This is a genomic window from Cupriavidus sp. GW823-FHT06D04 (genome assembly GCF_058795055.1).
Genome location: NZ_JBXAHL010000026.1, coordinates 92,345 through 112,275, shown reverse-complemented (window position 1 = coordinate 112,275; position 19,931 = coordinate 92,345). Strand labels below are relative to the sequence as shown.

Annotated in this window: 18 protein-coding genes and 1 pseudogene; 14 read left to right on the top strand and 5 right to left on the bottom strand. The window is 67.3% G+C overall.

Annotation, left to right across the window (positions count from 1 at the left end; translation table 11 throughout):
• Positions 1-95: 95 nt before the first annotated feature.
• The 10 genes and pseudogenes from AC1Q7H_RS26805 to AC1Q7H_RS26760 form a co-directional block, all read left to right on the top strand.
• Positions 96-236: pseudogene (locus tag AC1Q7H_RS26805) on the top strand (hypothetical protein); the annotation flags it as partial.
• 84 nt (positions 237-320) lie between these two features.
• Entirely contained in the window at positions 321-1,250 is a 930-nt protein-coding gene (locus AC1Q7H_RS26800; protein WP_041228686.1) for a LysR family transcriptional regulator, read from the top strand.
• 191 nt (positions 1,251-1,441) lie between these two features.
• On the top strand, positions 1,442-1,789 hold the full coding sequence (locus AC1Q7H_RS26795) for a hypothetical protein (RefSeq protein ID WP_013953503.1): 348 nt from the start codon (positions 1,442-1,444) through the stop codon (positions 1,787-1,789).
• Positions 1,790-1,988: 199 nt separating this feature from the next.
• Positions 1,989-2,342 (top strand): Zn-ribbon domain-containing OB-fold protein, encoded by a 354-nt coding sequence (locus AC1Q7H_RS26790; RefSeq protein ID WP_041228687.1) that lies wholly within the window; start codon positions 1,989-1,991, stop codon positions 2,340-2,342.
• 28 nt (positions 2,343-2,370) lie between these two features.
• On the top strand, positions 2,371-3,516 hold the full coding sequence (locus AC1Q7H_RS26785) for a thiolase family protein (protein ID WP_013953505.1): 1,146 nt from the start codon (positions 2,371-2,373) through the stop codon (positions 3,514-3,516).
• A gap of 1 nt (position 3,517) precedes the next feature.
• Positions 3,518-4,282 carry an SDR family oxidoreductase gene (locus AC1Q7H_RS26780; RefSeq protein ID WP_013953506.1) on the top strand — a complete coding sequence of 255 codons (765 nt, stop codon included), beginning with the start codon at positions 3,518-3,520 and terminating at the stop codon, positions 4,280-4,282.
• Between the two features lie 10 nt (positions 4,283-4,292).
• A complete protein-coding gene (locus tag AC1Q7H_RS26775) occupies positions 4,293-5,096 on the top strand; it encodes an enoyl-CoA hydratase/isomerase family protein (RefSeq protein WP_013953507.1) in 804 nt (267 codons plus the stop codon).
• 34 nt (positions 5,097-5,130) lie between these two features.
• Positions 5,131-6,114 carry a tripartite tricarboxylate transporter substrate binding protein gene (locus AC1Q7H_RS26770; RefSeq protein WP_013953508.1) on the top strand — a complete coding sequence of 328 codons (984 nt, stop codon included), beginning with the start codon at positions 5,131-5,133 and terminating at the stop codon, positions 6,112-6,114.
• Positions 6,111-6,536: a PaaI family thioesterase gene (locus AC1Q7H_RS26765; protein ID WP_013953509.1), complete on the top strand. Its 426-nt coding sequence runs from the start codon at positions 6,111-6,113 to the stop codon at positions 6,534-6,536. The genes AC1Q7H_RS26770 and AC1Q7H_RS26765 overlap by 4 nt, the downstream gene beginning before the upstream one ends.
• Position 6,537: 1 nt before the next feature.
• Positions 6,538-7,773, top strand: a complete 1,236-nt coding sequence (locus tag AC1Q7H_RS26760) for a CaiB/BaiF CoA transferase family protein (protein ID WP_492381909.1) — start codon at positions 6,538-6,540, stop codon at positions 7,771-7,773.
• 6 nt (positions 7,774-7,779) lie between these two features.
• Here AC1Q7H_RS26760 and gcvA read toward each other — a convergent pair whose 3' ends face one another.
• Positions 7,780-8,676, bottom strand: coding sequence for a transcriptional regulator GcvA (gcvA, locus tag AC1Q7H_RS26755; protein ID WP_013953511.1), 897 nt, complete (start codon positions 8,674-8,676; stop codon positions 7,780-7,782).
• 189 nt (positions 8,677-8,865) lie between these two features.
• Between gcvA and AC1Q7H_RS26750 the strand changes: the two genes are divergently transcribed.
• Positions 8,866-9,744: an oxidoreductase gene (locus tag AC1Q7H_RS26750; protein WP_013953512.1), complete on the top strand. Its 879-nt coding sequence runs from the start codon at positions 8,866-8,868 to the stop codon at positions 9,742-9,744.
• Between the two features lie 209 nt (positions 9,745-9,953).
• Complete coding sequence (gene fusA / locus AC1Q7H_RS26745) at positions 9,954-12,008, top strand: elongation factor G (protein WP_013953513.1); 2,055 nt, start codon at positions 9,954-9,956, stop codon at positions 12,006-12,008.
• 23 nt (positions 12,009-12,031) lie between these two features.
• On the opposite strand, the gene boxA is transcribed toward fusA, so the two are convergent.
• The 4 genes from boxA to AC1Q7H_RS26725 all read right to left on the bottom strand — a co-directional run bounded on the left by boxA (position 12,032) and on the right by AC1Q7H_RS26725 (position 17,707).
• Complete coding sequence (gene boxA / locus AC1Q7H_RS26740) at positions 12,032-13,312, bottom strand: benzoyl-CoA 2,3-epoxidase subunit BoxA (RefSeq protein WP_013953514.1); 1,281 nt, start codon at positions 13,310-13,312, stop codon at positions 12,032-12,034.
• Between the two features lie 143 nt (positions 13,313-13,455).
• Positions 13,456-14,883: a benzoyl-CoA 2,3-epoxidase subunit BoxB gene (gene boxB / locus AC1Q7H_RS26735; RefSeq protein WP_013953515.1), complete on the bottom strand. Its 1,428-nt coding sequence runs from the start codon at positions 14,881-14,883 to the stop codon at positions 13,456-13,458.
• 45 nt (positions 14,884-14,928) lie between these two features.
• Positions 14,929-16,587: a 2,3-epoxybenzoyl-CoA dihydrolase gene (gene boxC, locus AC1Q7H_RS26730; protein ID WP_013953516.1), complete on the bottom strand. Its 1,659-nt coding sequence runs from the start codon at positions 16,585-16,587 to the stop codon at positions 14,929-14,931.
• A gap of 157 nt (positions 16,588-16,744) precedes the next feature.
• Positions 16,745-17,707, bottom strand: a complete 963-nt coding sequence (locus AC1Q7H_RS26725) for a helix-turn-helix transcriptional regulator (RefSeq protein WP_013953517.1) — start codon at positions 17,705-17,707, stop codon at positions 16,745-16,747.
• An 88-nt stretch (positions 17,708-17,795) separates the two neighbouring features.
• On the opposite strand from AC1Q7H_RS26725, the gene AC1Q7H_RS26720 reads away from it, so the two are divergent.
• Both AC1Q7H_RS26720 and AC1Q7H_RS26715 read left to right on the top strand, forming a co-directional pair.
• Positions 17,796-18,260, top strand: coding sequence for a DUF4863 family protein (locus tag AC1Q7H_RS26720; RefSeq protein ID WP_153955761.1), 465 nt, complete (start codon positions 17,796-17,798; stop codon positions 18,258-18,260).
• Between the two features lie 8 nt (positions 18,261-18,268).
• Positions 18,269-19,816, top strand: a complete 1,548-nt coding sequence (locus AC1Q7H_RS26715; RefSeq protein WP_041228688.1) for a 3,4-dehydroadipyl-CoA semialdehyde dehydrogenase — start codon at positions 18,269-18,271, stop codon at positions 19,814-19,816.
• Positions 19,817-19,931 lie beyond the last annotated feature (115 nt).

The following is a 19,931-nucleotide window of genomic DNA, read 5'->3' as shown; positions in this document are numbered from 1 at the left end:
AATCATGCCGCTCATTCTAACGTGGGAATGCCGCCTCTCGGCGGCGCCCCTTTCACTCCCCGCCTTGAATGGCGAGGTTTCTCGGAGCAAATCTGATGAACGAACTGGGCGTCAAGGGATTAGGTGAAATCGCGTTGGTGGGCGTGGCGCCGGCCGTGGCCAACGCTGTGTTCCACGCAACCGGAAAGCGCGTGTGGGAGCTGCCGATCCGCATCGAGCATCTGGTCGAGCAATAGTCCGCGCACGGGCCTGCCCTTGCTGTTTTCGTGATCCCGGACTGGCGTTATGATGGCCGCATTCCCAACCTCTGGTTGCCAGTCATGGACAAGGCCCGTGTCCTCACCCTCTTCCTCGGCGTGGTGCGCGCCGGCAGCTTCCATCGCGCCGCGGTGGAGGCTGGCGTCACCCCGCAGGCCGCCAGCAAGGCCGTGCGCACGCTGGAGGACCATCTCGGCGTGCGGCTGCTGCACCGGACCACGCGCAAGCTCAGCCTGACGGAAGAAGGCGCACGCCTGTTCGAGCTGGCCGCGCCGGGCATGCGCCAGCTCGACGAAGCGCTCGAGCAGGTCCGCAGCAGCAAAAGCGACGACGACGGCCTGATCCGCCTGACCGCTCCGCCGTCGCTCGGCAGCCGCGTGCTGATCCCGCTGGTGCGCGGCTTTCGCGAACAATACCCCGGCATCGCCTTCGATGTGGTGCTGAGCGACCTCTTCACCGACCTGGTCGAAGCCAAGATCGATGTCGGCTTCCGCGTCGGCACCAGCCCCGGCCAGAACCTGGTGGCGCGGCGGCTGTGCGACCTGCCGCTGGTCATCTGCGCGGCGCTGGATTACCTGGCGCGGCACGGCGAGCCGGCCACCCTCGACGACCTGCTGCAGCACCAGTGCACGGGCTTCCGCCGCCCCGCCACCGGGCGCATGGTGCCGTGGGAGCTGCAGGTGGACGGCGACCTGATCTACCAGGAGGTGCCTGCCGTGGCGAGCTTCAATGACGTGGAAACCGAGGTCGAAGCGGTGCGCGCCGGCATGGGCATCGGCCAGCTGCCCGCCTACATGATCCACGCCGACCTTGTCAGCGGGCGGCTGAAGGCGATCCTGCCGGGGTACAGCAGCAGCAATATCGGCATGTACATGTACTACCCGCATCGCAGCCAGATGCCGGTGCGGGTCCGGCGCTTCATCGACTTTGTGGTGGAGGCGGGCCGGGGCGCGGAGCAGTCGCTGTCGCGCCTGGTCGGGATCGTGCCCTGAGCCTGCTACCCCGCACTAGCAACCGTAAGTTGCTAGTGAAGCGCCATTCCACTCCCTAGTGCGACGTCCGCTCCACGCCTAGATTGGTCTCAACGGCGGCTGCACGGCGCCATCCCCGGAACCACACCGGGATATGCGCAGCACCCACCGTCCGCCTCATTCTTCGATGACCAGTCTCCAGGAGCGACATCATGATTGCCCAACTCGCACGCACCCTTGTTCCCGCCGCCATCTCGCTGGTGGTCGCCGTCTCCCCCCAGAACGCCAATGCCGCGCCAGCCGGCAACAGCGCGCCCGCCAGCGTGGCAGCGCGCACGCATGACGTGTTCACCGACGGCCAGCGGCAGGGCAGTTTCGACACCTTCTCCGAAGGCGCGCATAACCGTGGCGCCGCCGCGCTCGTTGCCGGCCTCGACCGCGGCGAGGTCTCGGCCACTCCGCGGCGAAAGTTCGATCCGTACACCGATGGTGCCCGTGCGGTCGAAGGCGATCCGCGCCCGCGCGGCACGGCGTTGAATGGCGCATCGGCGTGGGTGTGATCGCCCGCTCCGAAGTCGAGGCAACGCGGCAGCGCAAGACCTGAACGGCTGACTCCGGCCCCAGACAAAGCGCCTTTCCAGACATCTCATTCTGGCCCTTCGCTTGACTTTTTCTCAACCGAAAACGCCGGAAATATCGTTTGTCGCGCAGGCCGACGACGACAACTATTACGCCAAGGCCAACCCACAGGAGACAGCCATGTCAGACCAGCCCTATCCGCTCTGGAGCGCGGAACCCGTTCCCCACCTGCTTGCCTCGCGTGATCGTGCCACCGGCGAGTGGATCTTCCCGGCGCTGCCCGCCGACTCGCCGCTGGCGGACGGCCACGAAACCGTCGCCATCACCGGCACGGGCGTGCTCTACAGCTTCACCGTGATCCACCCCGCGCCCAAAAGCGGGCAGCCGCCGTATGCGCTGGGTTATGTCGACTTCGTCGGCCCGGTGCGCATCTTCGGCCGCCTGCAGGGCACGGCGCGTCCGGTCATCGGCGAACGCTACGCGCAGCGGCATGACGCCGGGCTGGGCTATGTCTTCGAGGCCGTCACAGCCTGAACGATCGAGAAAAGGAAAGGTAAGCAAGATGCAAGACATCTATATCCACGGCGGCGCGATGACGCCGTTCGGCCGCCACCCCGGCGTGCTGGCGCCGGAACTGGCGCAACAGGCGATCCTCAAGGCGCTGGCCGATGCCGAGGTGCCGGCCGGGCGCATCCAGGCGGTCTACTGCGCCAACGTGCTGGGCGGCATGATTCTCGGCCAGCTGATCGTGCGCGACCTGGGGCTCAAGGGCATCCCGGTCTACAACGTCGAGAACGCCTGCGCCAGCGGCGCCACCGGCGTGCACCTGGCACGGCACGCGCTGCTGGCCGGGCAATACGACACGGTGCTGGTCTTCGGCATCGAGCAGCTGACCGCGCTCGGCGGCGGCACCATCCCGCTGCAGCGCAATGACCAAAAGACCGAGCTCTATGCGAAGTCGGGCATGGTGCTGCCCGCGGTGTATGCGATGCGCGGCACGCGTTTTCTGCACGAGCGCGACGCCAATCCTGCCGACCTCGCCGAAGTGGCCGTGAAGAACCGCTACCACGGCTCGCTGAACCCGTATGCCCAGCAGCGCAAGACCACCACGGTCGAGGAAGTGCTGGCCTCGCGCATGATTGCCGACCCGCTGACGCTGCTGCAGTGCTGCCCGTCGCAGGTCGATGGCGCGGCGGCGGTGGTGCTGAGCACGCGCCGCCCGGCGCAGGCGCGGCCGGTGAAGGTGCTCTCGTCGGTAGTGGTGTCGGGCATGCGAGAGGAGGCCGACGACGACATTCTCGATGCCGAGATCACCGCGCGCGCTGCGCGCCAGGCCTATGAACAGGCCGGTCTCGGCCCGCAGGACGTCGACGTGGTCGAGCTGCACGACGCCTTCACCATCGCCGAACTGCTCTACTACGAAGCCCTCGGCCTGGCACCGCGCGGCGACGCCGTGCCCCTGCTCAAATCCGGCGCGACGCGCCTGGGCGGGCGCGTGCCGGTCAACCCGAGCGGCGGCCTGCTGGCCAAGGGCCATCCGCTGGGCGCCACCGGCGTGGCGCAGATGGTCGAGATCCTGTGGCAGCTGCAAGGCCGCGCCGGCGAACGCCAGGTGGCGGATGCGCGCATCGGCCTGACGCAATGCACCGGCGGCGGCATCGCGGGCGTGGACCACGCCGCCTCTTCCGTCCATTTGCTGGGAGTCTGAGATGGGCACGCAACGCTTCGATCCTTCCCATGTAGCCGTGGTCACTGGCGCCGCGCGCGGCATCGGCCTGGGCATCGCCACGCAACTGGCCCGCCAGGGGCTGGCCGTGGCCCTGCTCGACCGCGACGCGGCCGCGCTCGATGCCGCCGTCGGCGCGCTGGTCGCCGAGGGCTTCAACGCCATTGGCGCCAGCGTCGACCTGACCGACTCGGCAGCGGTCAACGACGCCTTCGCGCAAGTGCAGGCGCGGAGCGGCCGCGTCGACTACCTGGTCAACAACGCCGGCGCGGTCCGCGACATGCGTTTCCTGAAGATGACCGACGAGGACTGGGACCTGGTCATCGATACCAACCTGCGCTCGCAGTTCCTGTGCTGCCGCGCGGCGCTGCCGGGCATGGTCGAGCGCGGCTACGGGCGCGTGGTCAATATCTCGTCCCGGGCCTGGCTCGGCGGTTTCGGGCAAGCCAACTACTCCGCAGCCAAGGGTGGTGTGGTCAGCCTGACGCGCTCGCTGGCGATCGAGTTCGCGGCCAAGGGCATCACCGTCAATGCGGTGGCGCCGGGCATCGTCGATACCCCGCTGTTCCGCGGCTTTACGCCCGAGGTGCAGGCACGGCTGCAAAAGTCGGTCCCGGTGCAGCGCATCGGCACCGCCGACGACATCGCCAACGCGGTCAGCTTCTTCCTCGATCCGCAGTCGTCGTACGTGACCGGGCAGACGCTCTATGTCTGCGGCGGGCGCAGCCTGTCGTCGCCGAGCGTATAAGGAGGCCGCCATGACCGTACGACTCCACACCGAAGGCGCGGTCGCCGTGCTGACGATCGACCGGCCCGAGGCGCTCAATGCGCTGGACGTGACCGCGCTGCGCGAACTGCGCGCGCATCTCACCGAAGTGCGCGACCGCGACGACCTGCGCGTGGCCGTCCTGACCGGCGCCGGCACGCGCGCCTTCTGCGCAGGCGCCGACCTGAAGGGCACGCGCAGTTCGCCCGCCACCTACCCGGAAGCGCTGTTCCGCGCGCCGGAGCAGGCGGCCGACCTCGGCCTCTATATCCGGCTGATGGACCTGACCGACCTGAGCCTGTGCAAGCCGCTGATCGCTGCCGTCAACGGGCATTGCCTCGGGGCCGGGCTGGAGATCGCGCTGCAATGCGATGTGCGGATTGCGTCGGAGCGGGCGAGCTTCGGCCTGCCCGAAGCCGCGGTCGGATCGATCCCCGCCGTTTCCGGCCTGCATCGCCTGCTCAAGGCCGTGCCGGCGGCGCATGCGATGCAGATGGTGCTGACCGGCGAGCGGATCGATGCGGTGCAGGCCGCGCGCATTGGCCTGGTCACCGAGTCGGTGGCGCCAGCCGCGCTGCTCGACCGTGCGCTGACCATCGCCACCTGCATCGCCGCCAATGCACCGCTGGCGGTTCAGGCAGTCAAGCGGCTGTCGCGCCAGACCAGCCACCTCAGCGAAGCCGATGCGCAGCAGCTGACTGAACTCTACTGGGGCGTGCTGCGCGATACCGCCGACCGGACCGAAGGCCGGCAGGCATTTGCCGAGAAGCGCCAGCCCCGCTACACGGGCCGCTGAGCGTTTGAAAACACACACACACAGGAGACAAAGCATGACTCGCATTACCCGATTCGCACGCCTGGCGCTGGCCGGCATGCTGGCAGCCACCGCCCTGGGCGCGGCGGCACAGGCGCCCTTCCCCACGCAGAAGCCGATCTCCCTGGTAGTGCCGTTCGCCCCCGGCGGCGGCAACGACATCCTGGCGCGGCTGATTGCGCCCAAGATGGGCCAGTTGCTGGGCCAGACCATCGTCATCGAGAACAAGCCCGGCGCGGGCGGCAACCTTGGCGCCGACTACGTCGCCCATGCGGCGCCGGACGGCTATACGCTGGTGATCGCGTCGAGCCAGGTGACGATGAACCCCTTCCTCGGCACCAAGATTCCGTTCAGCATCGAACGCGACTTCGAGCCGGTGGGGCGGATCGCGTCGGTGCCAATCATGCTGGTCGCCAACCCCAACCAGCCGTTCCGCACGCTGCAGGACTTTATCCAGTACACCCGCGCCAACCCCGGCAAGCTCAGCTATAGCAGCCCGGGCAACGGCACGCCGCAACACCTCGCCGGTGAAGTCTTTGCCAAGCTCAACAAGACCGAACTGCTGCACGTGCCCTATCGCGGCACCGGGCCGTCGATCACCGACCTGATGGGCGGCCAGGTGCAGATCTCCTTCGCCACCTTTGCCTCGGCGATCCAGTACGTGCGCGCCGGCAAGCTGCGCGCGCTCGGCATCGCCGGCAAGACGCGCACCGCGCTGATGCCGGACTTGCCGACCTTTGCGGAAGCCGGCATGGCCGGCTACGACGCCGAGCTGTGGTACAGCCTGCTGGCGCCGGCGCGGACGCCCAAGCCGGTGGTCGACAAGATCAACGCCGCGCTGGTGGCGGCGCTGAAATCGCCTGATGTGGCGGAGCAGATGGGCAAGCAGGGCTTCGAGCCGCAGGCATCATCGCCGGCCGAGCTGAAGGCGTATATCGGCAAGGAGATGGCGCGCTGGCAGCGCCTGATCCGGGACAACGGCATCAAGGTGGCGCTATGAACACGCATACCGAAAGCCATGTCCTGCCCGCCACGGACAACCCGCTGCTGGACTACCTCGGCATCCGCCTGGCCAGCGTCGGCGACGGCCGCTGCACCTTCGAGCTCGATCTCGAGCCGCGCCACCTGAACCGCCAGGGCAGCGTGCAGGGCGGCGTGACTGCCACGCTGCTCGACGCAGCCTGCGGGTACGCCGGGCTGCCCGCCCGCCGTGACGGCGCGCTCGGCCACGCGGTCACTGTCATGCTGACGATCAGCTACCTCAGCAAGGCCAGCACGGGCCGGCTGCGCGCCACGGCGCAGGTCACCCGTGCCGGCATGAGCCTGTACTTCGCCTCGGCGGAGCTGACCACCGATGCCGGCGTGCTGGTGGCCACCGCGCAAGGCACATTCAAACGATCCCGCACCCTTCCGGAGGCATGACATGTTGCGCGACGCACTGGACGGCCTGACCGTCATCGACTTCACGCAGATCGGCGCCGGGCCGACCTGCACCATGCTGCTGGCCGACATGGGCGCCAGGGTCATCAAGGTGGAGCCGCCCGGCGGCGAACTGGGCCGCGGTCTGGGACCGGGCTGGCTCGGCGACGACAGCGCGCTGTTCCACGGCTTCAACCGCAACAAGCTGGGCGTGGCGCTCGACCTCAAGTCCGCTGACGGCGTGGCCGTGGCACGCCGCCTGATCGCGGGCGCCGACATCGTGGTGGAAAGCATGCGCCCGGGCGTGATGGAGCGCCTCGGCCTCGGCCATGCGCAACTGGCCAACGCGCACCCCGCGCTGATCTACTGCTCGATCTCCGCCTACGGGCAGGAAGGGCCGCATGCGCATCGCGCCGGCGTCGACGGCATCATGCAGGCCGATTCCGGCCTGATGAGCCTGATCGGCCTGCCCGACGGCGAGCCGTGCAAGGTGCAGGCGCCGGTGGTCGACGTGACGACCGGTTACGTGGCCTGCGTGGGCGTGCTGGCGAAGCTCGCGCAGCGGGCGCGCGACGGCCTGGGCGGCCATCTCGACGTCAACCTGCTCAATGCGGCGCTGGCGCTGCAGCAGTCGTCCATCACCAGCTATTGCGCCGACGGGAAACTGCCGGAACGCGTGGGCAGCGCGGCACCCTACTCCGCGCCCAACCAGGCCTTCCGCACCGCCGATGGCTGGGTCATGGTGGCCGCCTATATGCCCGAGCGCTGGCGCCGGCTGTGCGATGTAGTGGGCCGGCCCGAACTGGCCGACGATCCGCGTTTTGCCACCTCGCCGCTGCGCGTCGCCAATCGCGCGGCAATGGTGGAGGCGCTGACCAGTGTCTTCATCACCAGCACGACCAACACATGGCTGGCGTTGCTCCAGGACGCCGACATTCTGTGCGCCCCCGTGGCGACCTACGAGGACGTCATGGCGCATCCGCAGGTGGCTGCCAACCGCATGGTGCAGCGCGTCCGGCACGACACCCTGGGCGAGATCCGGATGCCGGGATTCCCAATCAACAGCGCTCAGGAGAACGCATTGCCATCGCGGCCGGCACCGGCTTGCGGGCAGCATACGCAGGCGGTGCTGGGCGAGCTTGGCTACAGCCGCGACGAAATCGCCGCGCTGTCGTCACGGGGCGCTATCCACTGCGGCGATATCGAGGAGAAGCGACACGTGGTCGCGGCGGCATCGTGAGCGCGCTCAACCCTGAGCGTCAAACTGCGCCAGCAACCACTGCCGGAACACCGCCATGCTCGCGCTTTCCTTGCGATCGGCGGGCGTCAGCAGGTAGTAGGTGAAATCGCCCATGTCCACGGTCTGGCGGAATGGCGCCACCAGCCGGCCGGCGTCGAGATCCGCCGCCACCAGGAAGCGCTGCGCGATGGCAAAGCCCTGCCCTTCGACCGCGGCCGCATAGGCCATGGCCGAGCTCTGGTAGGTCATGCCGCTGTGCGCATCGACCTGCCCCTCCGCGCGCGCGGCCTTGAGCCAGTGGGCCCAGTCGTCGGGCCGCGCGATCGAGTGCAGCAGGGTCTGGTGCTGCAGGTCAGCGGGCTTCTTCACCTTCGGCCCGCCCTCCAGCAGCCCTGGGCTGCATACCGGCACCAGGATGTTCGACACCAGCCGGTAGGTATTCACGCCGCTCCACTTGCCGTCGCCCAGCCGGATCGCGCCGTCGATGTCTTCCTTGCGGAAGTCGACCGGATCGAGCGACGCCGTCAGCAGCACCTCGATGCCGGGATTGGCGGCATGGAAGCTCGACAGCCGCGGGATCAGCCAGCGCATGGCAAAGGTGGTGTAGGCGCGCACCTTCAGCTGCTTGCGCTTGGCGCGCTTGCTCAATCGCCGCGTGGCCTCGCGCAGGTCGTCCATCGCCTTGGTCACGGCGCGGTAGTAGTCCTCGCCGGTGCGGGTCAGCGAGATCTGCCGGTGGCCGCGATGCAGCAGCTGCACGCCCAGCCCCTCCTCCAGCGCGCGGATCTGGCGGCTGACGGCGCCGGGCGTGACGTGCAGCTCCTCGGCAGCCGTGGTGATGCTGAGGTGCCGTGCGGCCGCCTCGAAAGCGCGCAAGGCGTTCAGTGGGGGCAGTTTGTCCATGCCGGCGAGTCTGCCACACGGTTGAGGTTTGCTCAATCGACGCGCTGGCTTTTCATTCACAACTAGTAGTTGTTATTGAAACTCGATTACGCCGCCTAGTGTTGCGGGCATCGCCAGCCTAAATTTGTCTCCGTGGCCCCCGCCATCAGACATCGCAGTCAAACCGAGCACCCTGAAAGGAGATTCACCATGTCCGCCAACACCACCAACACCACTGTCAACGCCACCAGCAAGGTCTGGTTCATTACCGGCGCTTCGCGCGGCTTCGGCCTGGAACTGACCCGTGCCGCGCTGGCACGTGGCGACCGGGTCGTCGCCACCGCGCGCCGCCCGGAAACGATCACCGCCGCACTGGGCGAACACGCCAACCTGCTGGGCGTGGCGCTGGACGTCACCAGCGAAGCCCAGGCCATCGCCGCCGCCGGGGCCGCCGTGGCCCGCTTCGGCCGCATCGACGTGCTGGTCAACAACGCTGGCTACGGCCTGCTCGGCGCGGTCGAAGAGGCCTCCGCGCAGGAAGTCGAGCAGCAGTTCGCCACCAACGTGTTCGGCGTGCTCACCGTGACGCGTGCCGTGCTGCCGCAGATGCGCCGGCAGCGCAGCGGCCGCATCCTCAACATCTCGTCGATCGGTGGCTACGCGGCGTACCCTGGCTGGGGCGTCTACGGCGCCACCAAGTTCGCGGTCGAGGGCCTGACCGAAGCGCTTGACGCGGAACTGTCGCCGCTGGGCATCCGCGCCACCGTGGTCGAGCCGGGCTTCTTCCGCACCGACTTCCTCGATGCCAGCTCGCTCGTGCGCGTGCGCACCGAGATCCCGGCCTACGCGGAAACGGTCGGCGCAATGCGCGAGCACATGACTTCGGCGAACCACCAGCAGCCCGGCGACCCGGCCAAGCTGGCGGCAGCCCTGCTGACGCTAGCGGACAGCGAAACCCCGCCAGTGCGCCTGCCGCTGGGCTCGGACACGGTCTACCGCATCGCCGAGAAGAACCGCAAGGTGGAAAGCGAACTAGCCGCGTGGCAGGCGCTGGCGGTGTCGACCGACCACGACGACGTGCGCCGCTGATCTTTGCTGCGGCGCACCAGCGCACGGTTTGCTGCAGTGCAGGCAAGCCGTGCGACCCGCGAAACAAAGGCCGGCCGAGCGCCGACCTCGCCACTTGCGGGCCATCTTGCGTCCGGCATTGCACGGTGTCGGGCATCCGCGTATGTCGCTTCCGGCGAATTTCGCCAATAATGCCCTGAGAGTCATTGCCGGACGAACCGAGAGCCAACATGCACGATAGTCCCGATGCCATCCGCACCGTCGCCCTGCTCGGGCACGCGGGGTGCGGCAAGACCTCGCTGGCCGAGGCACTGTTGTACAAGGGCGGTGCCGTGCACACGCCCGGCAGCATCGAACGCGGTTCCACGGTGTGCGACAGCGATCCGTTGGAGCGCAAGTACAAACGCTCGCTGACGTCCGCGGTCGCCCACCTGCACTACCGCGACACCCGCATCTACCTGGTTGACACCCCCGGCTACCCGGACTTCTCCGGGCTGGCGATCAGCGCACTGGCGGCGGTGGAAACCGCCGCCATCGTCATCAATGCGCAGACCGGCATCGAGATGACCACGCGCCGGGCCATGGCCTGGGCGCAGGCGCGCCAGCTGTGCCGGATGATCATCATCAACGGCATCGACGGCGACAAAGTCGACCTGCCCGCGCTGCTGACGGAGATCCAGGAGGCCTTCGGCAAGGAATGCCTGCCGATCAACCTGCCGGCCGACAACGGCAGCAAGGTGGTTGACTGCTTCTTCAATCCGGCCGGCGAGTCGGATTTTTTATCTGTGCCCTCCGCGCACGATGCGCTGATCGACCAGGTCATCGAGATCGATCCCGAGCTGATGGAGCTGTACCTGGAACAAGGCGAGGCGATCACGCCGGAGCAGCTGCACGCGCCGTTCGAGCGCGCGCTGCGCGAAGGACACCTGGTGCCGATCTGCTTTACCTCGGCGGCGACCGGCGCCGGCATCACCGAGCTGCTGGATGTGTTCGTGCGGCTGCTGCCCAATCCCACCGAGGGCAATCCGCCACTGTTCTATCGCGATACGGGTGAAGGCAGCGAGAACCGCAAGGCCGTGCGCGCGGAGCCCGTGCCGGACAAGCATGTGCTGGCGCACGTCTTCAAGATGGTCGTCGATCCCTATGTCGGCAAGCTGGCGGTGTTCCGCATCCACCAGGGCACGATCACGCGCGACAGCCAGCTCTATATCGGCGAAGGACGCCAGCCGTTCAAGGTGGCGCACCTGCTGCGGCTGCAAGGCAAGGAGACACAGGAAGTGCCACGCGCCGGGCCGGGCGATATCTGCGCGGTGGCCAAGATCGATGAACTCGGCTTCGATGCCGTGCTGCACGATGCCACCGAGGACGGCGATATCCACCTGACGCCGCTGGAATTCCCCACGCCGATCTACGGACTGGCGATCGAGCCGGCACGCCGCGGCAACGAGCAGCGGCTGGCGGAGGTACTGCACAAGCTGAGCGCCGAAGACCCGTGCCTGCGCGTGGAGCATCCGGCCGGCACCAACGAGACCGTCGTGTTCGGCCTGGGTGAGTTCCACCTGCGCTGTGCGCTGGAGCGGCTGACCGAGCAATACAAGGTGGAGGTGGTGACGCGCCCGCCCAAGATCGCCTACCGCGAAACCATCGGCGGCAAGGCCGAGGGCCACCACCGGCACAAGAAGCAGACCGGTGGCGCGGGGCAGTTCGGCGAAGTGATGCTGCGCGTGGAGCCGCTGTCGCGCGGCGAGGGCTTCGACTTCGTCGATGCGGTCAAGGGTGGCGCGATTCCCGGCCAGTTCATTCCCGCCGTGGAAAAAGGCATCCGCCAGGTGCTGGACAGCGGCCCGCTGGCGGGCTTCCCGATGCAGGACGTGCGCGTGACCGTGTTCGACGGCAAGAGCCATCCGGTCGATTCCAAGGAAGTCGCGTTCGCGACCGCCGGACGCAAGGCGTTTATCGACGCGGTGCTCAAGGCCAGGCCCAGCGTGCTGGAGCCGATCGTCGATATCGAGGTGACGGCGCCGGGCACCGCCATGGGCGACATCATCGGCGACCTCTCCACCAAGCGCGGCCAGGTCCATGGCACGCGCACCGCGGCCGGCAACGCCGTGATCGTGGCCGGCCAGGTGCCGCTGTCCGAGCTCAATGACTACCAGTCACGGCTGAACAGCATCACCGGCGGCCACGGCAGCTATACCATCCAGTTCAGCCACTACGACAACGTGCCGCCGGCGCAGCAGGACAAGATGGCATCGAAGCACAAGGCGCAGCAGGATACGGATTGAGGGGTTCGCGCCCGCGGCTGCATCTAGTACGTTTCCAGATGCAGCCGCCCTTCCCGCTTCAAGCCTTCAGCCAGCGCCTCCCACTGCAGCCCCGCCTGCTGCGCTACGTCCCGCAGCGCCAGCACCACGCCCTCTTCCATGCTCTTGAGCCCGCACACATAGAAGTACGTGTCAGGGCTCGCCAGCAGTGCCGTCAGGTCCGCCGCGCGCTCGCGCATCAGGTCCTGCACATAGCGCTTGGGCTGCCCCGGCGTGCGCGAGAACGCAAGGTTGATGTCGATGAAATCCTTGGGCAGGTTCTGCAGCGGGCCGAAATAAGGCAGCTCCTCCTGCGTGCGCGCGCCGAAGAACAGCATCAGCTTGCCGCCATCGAACTTGCCGGCCTTGCGCAGGCGCCGGCGCCATTCGGTCATGGCGCGCATCGGCGCGCTGCCGGTGCCCGTGCAGATCATCACGATGTTGGAGCGCGGGTGGTTGGGCATCAGGAAGCTGGCGCCGAACGGTCCGATCACTTCCACCTTGTCGCCGACCCTCAGGTCGCACATGTAGTTGGAGGCCACGCCGCGCACCGAATTGCCGTCATGGTCCTGCAGCACGCGCTTGATCGTCAGCGACAGGTTGTTGTAGCCGGGACGCTCGCCGTTGCGCGGACTGGCGATCGAGTACTGGCGCGCATGGTGTGGACGACCGCTGGCTTCAGTGCCCGGCGGCACGATGCCGATGGACTGGCCTTCCAGCACCGGGAATGGTGTCGCGCCAAAGTCCAGCACGATGTGATGCGTGTCGTATTCGCGGCCGACTTCAGTCACGCGCACATTGCCGGTCACGGTAGCGGTGATGGTCTGGTTGGCGGACTTGGCGCCGTACAGGTTGGTGTAGGCATGCGCTGCGGACCACGGCGGCACGGTGGCGCCGTGGCGGGCGCTGTTGACGGCGTCTTCACCGGTGCCGGCCAGCGGCGACGTGGCGGGAATCTCCGGCGCGGCGGTCTGCATCTCGGCGCCGGGTGCCAGGTCGGCCAGCTGCTCGGGCGTCAGTTCTTCCGGCAGCGTGTCCCAGGTGAGTTGCTCTTCGATGCTGTAGGCGCGCAGCTTCGGCATGGCGCGCCAGTTGTCGATCGAGCCCGTCGGGCACGGGGAAATGCAGGCCATGCACAGGTTGCACTTGTCGGCATCGACCACGTAGTTGCGCGAGTCGTGCGTGATCGCGCCCACCGGGCAGGTCGCTTCGCAGGTGTTGCAGCGGATGCAGATCTCGGGATCGATCAGGTGCTGCTTGATGACTTGAATTTCTGCCATGTCCATGGCGGTCTCCACAGAATCAGGGGCGTTCGGGGTGAGGGTCGTTGTTGCAGCGGCGCTTCATGGACGCGCCAGCCCTCTCCCCCGGCCCCTCTCCCGCAAGCGGGAGAGGGGAGCAAACAGGGAGCAATGGGTAAGACCGTGGCTCAATTGAAGCGCACGTATTCGAAATCCACCGGCTGGCGGTTGATGCCCATCACCGGCGGCGCGATCCAGTTGGCGAACTTGCCCGGCTCGACCACGCGGCCCATCAGGCTGGCGACAAAGGCGCGGTCGCCTTCGCTGGGCAGCCACTGGTCGCGGAAGTCGCGCCATTCGGCATCGGAGATCACGCGGCCGTCCGGCGAAACCTTGACGCCGGCCAGCGCGCCGATATTGCGGTGGAAAGCCTTGTGCGGGACCTTCAGGCGGAACGGGATGCCGGCCTTCTCGATGACCTTGTTCCAGCGCTCCACGCCGCCCATGCTGTCCTTGATGTAGTCATCGCGCAGCACTTCATTGAGTGCGTTGAGCATCGGCACTTCCTTCTCGGTCAGCTGGCCGTTCTGCGCCTGCAGGATGCGGTAGGTCTGGCCCTTGAGCACGTGGTCGTCCATGCGCTTGCCTTCTTCGTAGCGGCCCTTGAGGCCGGTGCTGTAGAAGGTGGCGGCGTTGCTCGACTCATCGGCGCCGAACAGGTCGATGGTGACGCTGTAGTGGAAGTTCAGGTAGCGCTGCAGCGTCGGCAGGTCGATCACGCCGGCCGCGCGCAGCTTCGCGGGATCGTCGGTCTTGAGTTCGCTCATCACCTGGCAGGTGCGCTGGATCACGCGCGACACGCCCGATTCGCCCACGAACATGTGGTGCGCTTCCTCGGTCAGCATGAACTTCGTGGTGCGTGCCAGCGGATCGAAGGCGCTTTCGGCGAGCGCGCACAGCTGGAACTTGCCGTCGCGGTCGGTGAAGTAGGTAAACATGAAGAACGACAGCCAGTCCGGGGTCTGCTCGTTGAACGCCTGCAGGATGCGGGGGTTGTCCTGCTGGCCGCTGCGGCGCTCCAGCAGCGCTTCACCTTCCTCGCGCCCGTCGCGGCCGAAGTACTTGTGCAGCAGGTAGACCATGGCCCACAGGTGGCGGCCCTCCTCCACGTTCACCTGGAACAGGTTGCGCAGGTCGTACATGCTGGGCGCGGTCAGGCCCAGGTGGCGCTGCTGCTCGACCGACGCCGGCTCGGTATCGCCCTGCGTCACGATGATGCGGCGCAGGTTGGCGCGGTATTCGCCCGGCACGTCCTGCCACGCATCCTCACCCTTGTGGTCGCCGAAATGGATCTTGCGGTTGGCCTCGGCCGGGTTCAGGAAGATGCCCCAGCGGTAGTCCGGCATCTTGACGTGGCCGAAGTGGGCCCAGCCCTGCGGATCGACGCTGATCGCGGTGCGCAGGTAAATGTCATGCTGGTGCGAGCCTTCCGGGCCCATGTCGTTCCACCAACTCAGGTAGTTCGGTTGCCACTGCTCAAGCGCGCGCTGCAGGGTGCGGTCTTCGCTCAGGTTGACGTTGTTGGGGATCTTGTCGCTGTAGTTGATGCCGGACATGGAGGTCTCCTTCAAAGAACGATTCGGTTGTCGTGTAAGGCTGGATCAGACGCGGTTCCAGTCGAAGGCGGCCTTGTCGCCCTTGCCGTAGACCTTGAGCGCACCCTTTTCGCCCACTGCGTTGGGGCGCTGGAAGATCCAGTTCTGCCACGCGGTCAGGCGGCCAAAGATGCGGGTGAACATGTTTTCCTGGCCGTTGAAGCGCAGATTGGCTTCCATGCCGGTCAGCGCATCGGGCGACATCGCCACGCGTTCTTCCAGCGCGATGCGCACTTCATCGGTCCAGTCGATGTCGTCGGGGTTGGCGGTGACCAGGCCGAGCGCATAGGCGGCATCGGCATCGAGCGGCTGGCCGGCCTTGGCGCGCACCGCGTCCAGCGCGGGCTGCTCGTCGTAGAAGCGGCGGCCCAGGCGGCTCTGGCCGGTGGCCATCGGGTAGAGGCCGAAGTTGACTTCCGCCACGGTGATCTTCGGTGCGCGCTCCTCGTCGTCCGGCAAGGCCAGGTGGTAGCTGCGGTCGCAGGCCAGCGCCAGTTCCAGGAAGGTGCCGGCAAAGCACGATTGCGGCTCGATCAGCGCGAACAGGCTGCGCGACGACACATCCAGGCGGCTCAGCGTGCGGCGCAGCAGGCCGATGGTCTCGCGCACCAGCCAGTGGTCCTTGTGCGCCAGCAGCGTGGCGTCGGTGGCCAGCACCGCGGCGGCGTCGCCGCTGGTCTTGATCAGCCAGGTGCCGATGTCCAGTTCATTGGTGCGCATCGACAGGATCGCGTCTTCCAGTTCGCGCGCCAGTTGCAGCGGGTACCAGGCGGCGCCGGCTTCAACGATGTCATCGATGTTCTGCGGCTGCGTGCCCGTCGGCGCCTTGACCGTAAAGGTGGCGGTGCGGCCGGCGCGGTCGATCCCGATCGTCACATGCGTGTAGCGCAGCGCATCGGCTTCGATGGTGCGCTCGATCGGGGCAAGTGGCACGCCCTTGCCGTCGGCCGGGCGGTCGCTCTGCGCTGCCAGCGCCAGCGCGCGCTCCTGCACTTTCTGCGCGAACACGGCGGGCTTGGCAATGTCGTCGACCAGGCGCCAGTCCTTGGCACGCTGGCCGCGCACGCCTTCGGTGGTGGTGCAGAAGATGTCGGCCAGGTCATGGCGCACGTGGCGCTTGTCGGTCACGCGGGTCAGGCCGCCAGTGCCGGGCAGCACGCCCAGCAGCGGCACTTCCGGCAGGCTCACGGCCGACGAGCGGTCGTCCACCAGCAGGATCTCGTCACAGGCCAGCGCCAGTTCATAGCCGCCGCCGGCGCAGGCGCCGTTGACCGCGGCCAGGAACTTCAGGCCGCTGTGCTGCGAGGAATCCTCGATGCCGTTGCGGGTCTCGTTGGTGAACTTGCAGAAATTGACCTTCCACGCATGGCTGCTGACGCCCAGCATGAAGATGTTGGCGCCGGAGCAGAACACCTTGTCCTTGCCGCTGGTGACGACCACGGTGCGCACTTCCGGGTGCTCGAAGCGGACGCGGTTGAGCGCGTCGTTCAGTTCGATATCGACGCCGAGGTCGTAGCTGTTGAGCTTGAGCTTGTAGCCGGGGCGCAGGCCGGCGTTCTCGTCGATGTCCACCGCGAGCGTGGCGACGGGGCCGTCGAACGTCAGCTTCAGGTGCTTGTATTGGGTGGGGGCGGTCTGGTAGTCGACGCGGGGGGCGGTGGTCACGGCGGTGTCTCCTCTGCGAAACTGCACTATTTTGCACGAACAGGAATCTGGTGAGACGAACTATAGTTCATCAAGCAGAATTTCTGCAAGCAATATTGTGCAGATTTCTCAAGAGGTGCCGGTCATGGCCCGATGCCGCGTTATTGCGCCTCAGCCGTCACAACGGCATGCGCAGGGCCTGGCGTACCAGTTCGCGCAGCGCGGCAAATGTGGGTTCCAGCGGCTGCGCGCTGGTGTCCAGCGAGAACTCCGCCTTGGAATAGAAGGCCGCGCGCCCGGCCAGGATATGGCGCAAGTCCTCCATGGCCTCCTTGCTGGCCGCCATCGGCCGGAAGTCGCCCTGCTCGCGCACCCGCTCCATATGGTCTTCCGGCTCCGCCTGCAGCCAGACCGTGGTGCAGTGGGCCAGCAGCAGGTTGAAGGTGGCCGGATCAGAGACCAGGCCGCCGGGCGTGGCGATCACGGCCTCGGGATAGATCTGGATGGCTTCTTCCAGCGCGCGCCGCTCGTAGCGGCGGTAGGCATTCATGCCATACAGGCCCTGGATCTCCGAGATGCTGCAGCCGGCAAACTTCTCGATCTCGCGGCTCAGCTCGACAAAGGGGAAATCCAGGTCTTCGGCCAGCATCCCGCCCAGCGTGGTCTTGCCGGCGCCGCGCAGCCCGATCAGCGCCACGCGCGGGCTGCGCGCGGCCTGGCCGGCATTGTCGCCACCCGTGCCGAGCATCTCGCCCACGGCAACGCGCACGCGCCGCAGCGTGGCTTCGTCGCGGTGCTCCAGCAGCTCGCGCAACAGGATCCATTCAGGCGACGACGTGGTGACGTCGCCCAGCAACCCGGCCAGCGAGCACTGCAGCGCATCGGCAATGTGCTGCAGCACCAGGATGGAAGCGTTGCCGCTGCCGTATTCCAGGTTGGCCAGGTGCCGCTCCGACACGCCGGCGGCCTGTGCGGCGGCCTTTCGGGTCAGGCCGCGGCAGGAGCGCAGCTCGCGCACACGCTCGCCGAGCGTGACCAGGAACGGGTTCTTCTCGGTGCCGTTGGCAGCGCTTGCATCTGAATCATGGTGCAGGTCGGCTTCCGGGGTTAACCCAGCTTTATGCAATATAGTGCTTGACATGATTTCTGTGCGGCTCTATTTTTCATACATGCACAATAATGCATGAAGCCAGTGATAGCAACTGGCGAATCAGACGGAGCCCCTCACCATGTCCCCCACAGAATTCCGCAGCCAGATCGCGCAGCTCACCGCGCAACTGGCAGGCCGCCCGCTGGATACCGCACTCGATGCCTGGCTCAATGCCGAACACGGCGCCGGCAGCCCCACCTACCAGCAACTGAAGGACGCATGCCAGGCCGGCGTGGCCGAAGGCTGGCTGTGCGACCGCGAAGGCGGCGGCATCCGCTATGGCCGCATCTTCAAGCCTGCCGACGACCTGCACGGCTTTTCCGTCGACGTGGTCGACATGCAGGACATTGCCGGCCCGCATCACACCCATCCCAACGGCGAGATCGACCTGATCATGCCGCTCGAGGGCGAGGCACAGTTCGACGGCCGCCCCGCCGGCTGGCTGGTGTGCCCGCCGGGCAGCGCCCACCGCCCCACCGTCAGCAACGGCCGCGCGCTGGTGCTCTACCTGCTGCCGGAAGGCCGCATCGACTTCACGCGCTGAGATCCCCCATGACCGAATTGCTATCCAACTACCTCGGCGGCAAGTGGCAGGCCGGCAGCGGTGCCGGCACGCCCTTGTTCGATCCGGTGCTGGGCGACGAACTGGTGCGCGTGGACGCCACCGGGCTGGACCTCGCGGCCGGCTTCGCCTTTGCCCGCGAACAAGGCGGCGCTGCCCTGCGCGCGCTGACCTATCGCCAGCGCGCCGCGTTGCTGGCCGACATCGTCAAGGTGCTGCAGGCCAATCGCGATGCCTATTACGACATCGCCACGGCCAACAGCGGCACCGTCAGGAACGACTCCGCGGTCGACATCGATGGCGGCATCTTCACGCTGGGCACTTACGCAAAGCTGGGCGATACGCTCGGCGACCGGCACTACCTGCTGGATGGCGAGGCCGCGCGGCTGGGCAAGGACCCGTTGTTCCAGTCCCGGCACGTGCTGGTGCCCACGCGCGGTGTGGCGCTCTTTATCAATGCCTTCAACTTCCCGGGCTGGGGACTGTGGGAGAAGGCGGCGCCGGCATTGCTGGCCGGCGTGCCGGTGATCGTCAAACCCGCTACCGCCACCGCCTGGCTGACCCAGCGCATGGTGCGCGACGTGGTCGAGGCCGGAGTGCTGCCGGCCGGCGCATTGTCGGTGGTGTGCGGCAGCTCGGCCGGACTGCTCGACCAGTTGCAGCCGTTCGACGTGGTGTCGTTCACCGGTTCGGCCGATACGGCCGCGGTGATCCGTTCGCACCCGGCGATCGCGCAGCGCTCGGTGCGCGTGAATATCGAGGCGGACAGCATCAATTCCGCGGTGCTGTTGCCAGGCGACGGCCCGGACACCGAAGCCTTCGACCTGCTGGTCAAGGAATTGGTGCGGGAGATGACGGTCAAGTCAGGCCAGAAATGCACCGCGATCCGGCGCGTGTTCGTGCCCGGGGCGCTGTTCGCGCAAGCTGCCGAGGCCATCGGTGCGCGCCTGTCGAAAGTCACCGTGGGCAACCCGCGCAACGACGCCGTACGCATGGGCGCGCTGGTCAGCCGCGCACAGTTCAACGCCGTACAGGAAGGCCTTGCAAACCTGCGCAAGCATGCACAGGTGCTGCACGACGGCACGCAGCAGCCACTGGTCGATGCCGATCCCGCCGTAGCCTGCTGCATCGGCCCGATCTTGCTCGGCGTCAACGATGCGGACGCCGCCGCCGCGGTGCATGACACCGAAGTCTTCGGCCCCGTAGCCACCCTGCTGCCCTACCGCGATACCGCCCACGCGCTCACGCTGGTGCGCCGCGGCCAGGGCTCGCTGGTGACATCGCTCTATGGCAATGACGCTGCCGCGCTGGGCGCCGCCGCGGTGGAGCTGGCCGACAGCCACGGCCGCGTGCACGTGATCTCGCCCGACGTCGGGCAACTCCACACCGGCCACGGCAACGTGATGCCGCAATCGCTGCACGGCGGCCCCGGCCGCGCCGGCGGCGGCGAGGAACTGGGCGGCCTGCGTGCGCTGAATTTCTACCACCGCCGCAGCGCCATCCAGGCCAGCACCGCGGTGCTCGACACCCTCGCCTGACAGTCAGCCATCCGGCTTTACCGGGGCGCCCCACTAACATGGAAGCAGCACACAAAACGGACACCAAAAACGAAGGAAAAAACACGAACGCCACAACAGCAAGAGCCCCGGTCCA

Excerpts from the sequence above, each read along its gene's own strand:
- AC1Q7H_RS26800 (WP_041228686.1), top strand. The coding sequence starts at position 321 with ATGGACAAGGCCCGTGTCCTCACCCTCTTCCTCGGCGTGGTGCGCGCC.
- AC1Q7H_RS26795 (WP_013953503.1), top strand. The coding sequence starts at position 1,442 with ATGATTGCCCAACTCGCACGCACCCTTGTTCCCGCCGCCATCTCGCTG.
- AC1Q7H_RS26790 (WP_041228687.1), top strand. The coding sequence starts at position 1,989 with ATGTCAGACCAGCCCTATCCGCTCTGGAGCGCGGAACCCGTTCCCCAC.
- AC1Q7H_RS26785 (WP_013953505.1), top strand. The coding sequence starts at position 2,371 with ATGCAAGACATCTATATCCACGGCGGCGCGATGACGCCGTTCGGCCGC.
- AC1Q7H_RS26780 (WP_013953506.1), top strand. The coding sequence starts at position 3,518 with ATGGGCACGCAACGCTTCGATCCTTCCCATGTAGCCGTGGTCACTGGC.
- AC1Q7H_RS26775 (WP_013953507.1), top strand. The coding sequence starts at position 4,293 with ATGACCGTACGACTCCACACCGAAGGCGCGGTCGCCGTGCTGACGATC.
- AC1Q7H_RS26770 (WP_013953508.1), top strand. The coding sequence starts at position 5,131 with ATGACTCGCATTACCCGATTCGCACGCCTGGCGCTGGCCGGCATGCTG.
- AC1Q7H_RS26765 (WP_013953509.1), top strand. The coding sequence starts at position 6,111 with ATGAACACGCATACCGAAAGCCATGTCCTGCCCGCCACGGACAACCCG.
- AC1Q7H_RS26760 (WP_492381909.1), top strand. The coding sequence starts at position 6,538 with ATGTTGCGCGACGCACTGGACGGCCTGACCGTCATCGACTTCACGCAG.
- gcvA (WP_013953511.1), bottom strand. The coding sequence starts at position 8,676 with ATGGACAAACTGCCCCCACTGAACGCCTTGCGCGCTTTCGAGGCGGCC.
- AC1Q7H_RS26750 (WP_013953512.1), top strand. The coding sequence starts at position 8,866 with ATGTCCGCCAACACCACCAACACCACTGTCAACGCCACCAGCAAGGTC.
- fusA (WP_013953513.1), top strand. The coding sequence starts at position 9,954 with ATGCACGATAGTCCCGATGCCATCCGCACCGTCGCCCTGCTCGGGCAC.
- boxA (WP_013953514.1), bottom strand. The coding sequence starts at position 13,312 with ATGGACATGGCAGAAATTCAAGTCATCAAGCAGCACCTGATCGATCCC.
- boxB (WP_013953515.1), bottom strand. The coding sequence starts at position 14,883 with ATGTCCGGCATCAACTACAGCGACAAGATCCCCAACAACGTCAACCTG.
- AC1Q7H_RS26725 (WP_013953517.1), bottom strand. The coding sequence starts at position 17,707 with ATGTCAAGCACTATATTGCATAAAGCTGGGTTAACCCCGGAAGCCGAC.
- AC1Q7H_RS26720 (WP_153955761.1), top strand. The coding sequence starts at position 17,796 with ATGTCCCCCACAGAATTCCGCAGCCAGATCGCGCAGCTCACCGCGCAA.
- AC1Q7H_RS26715 (WP_041228688.1), top strand. The coding sequence starts at position 18,269 with ATGACCGAATTGCTATCCAACTACCTCGGCGGCAAGTGGCAGGCCGGC.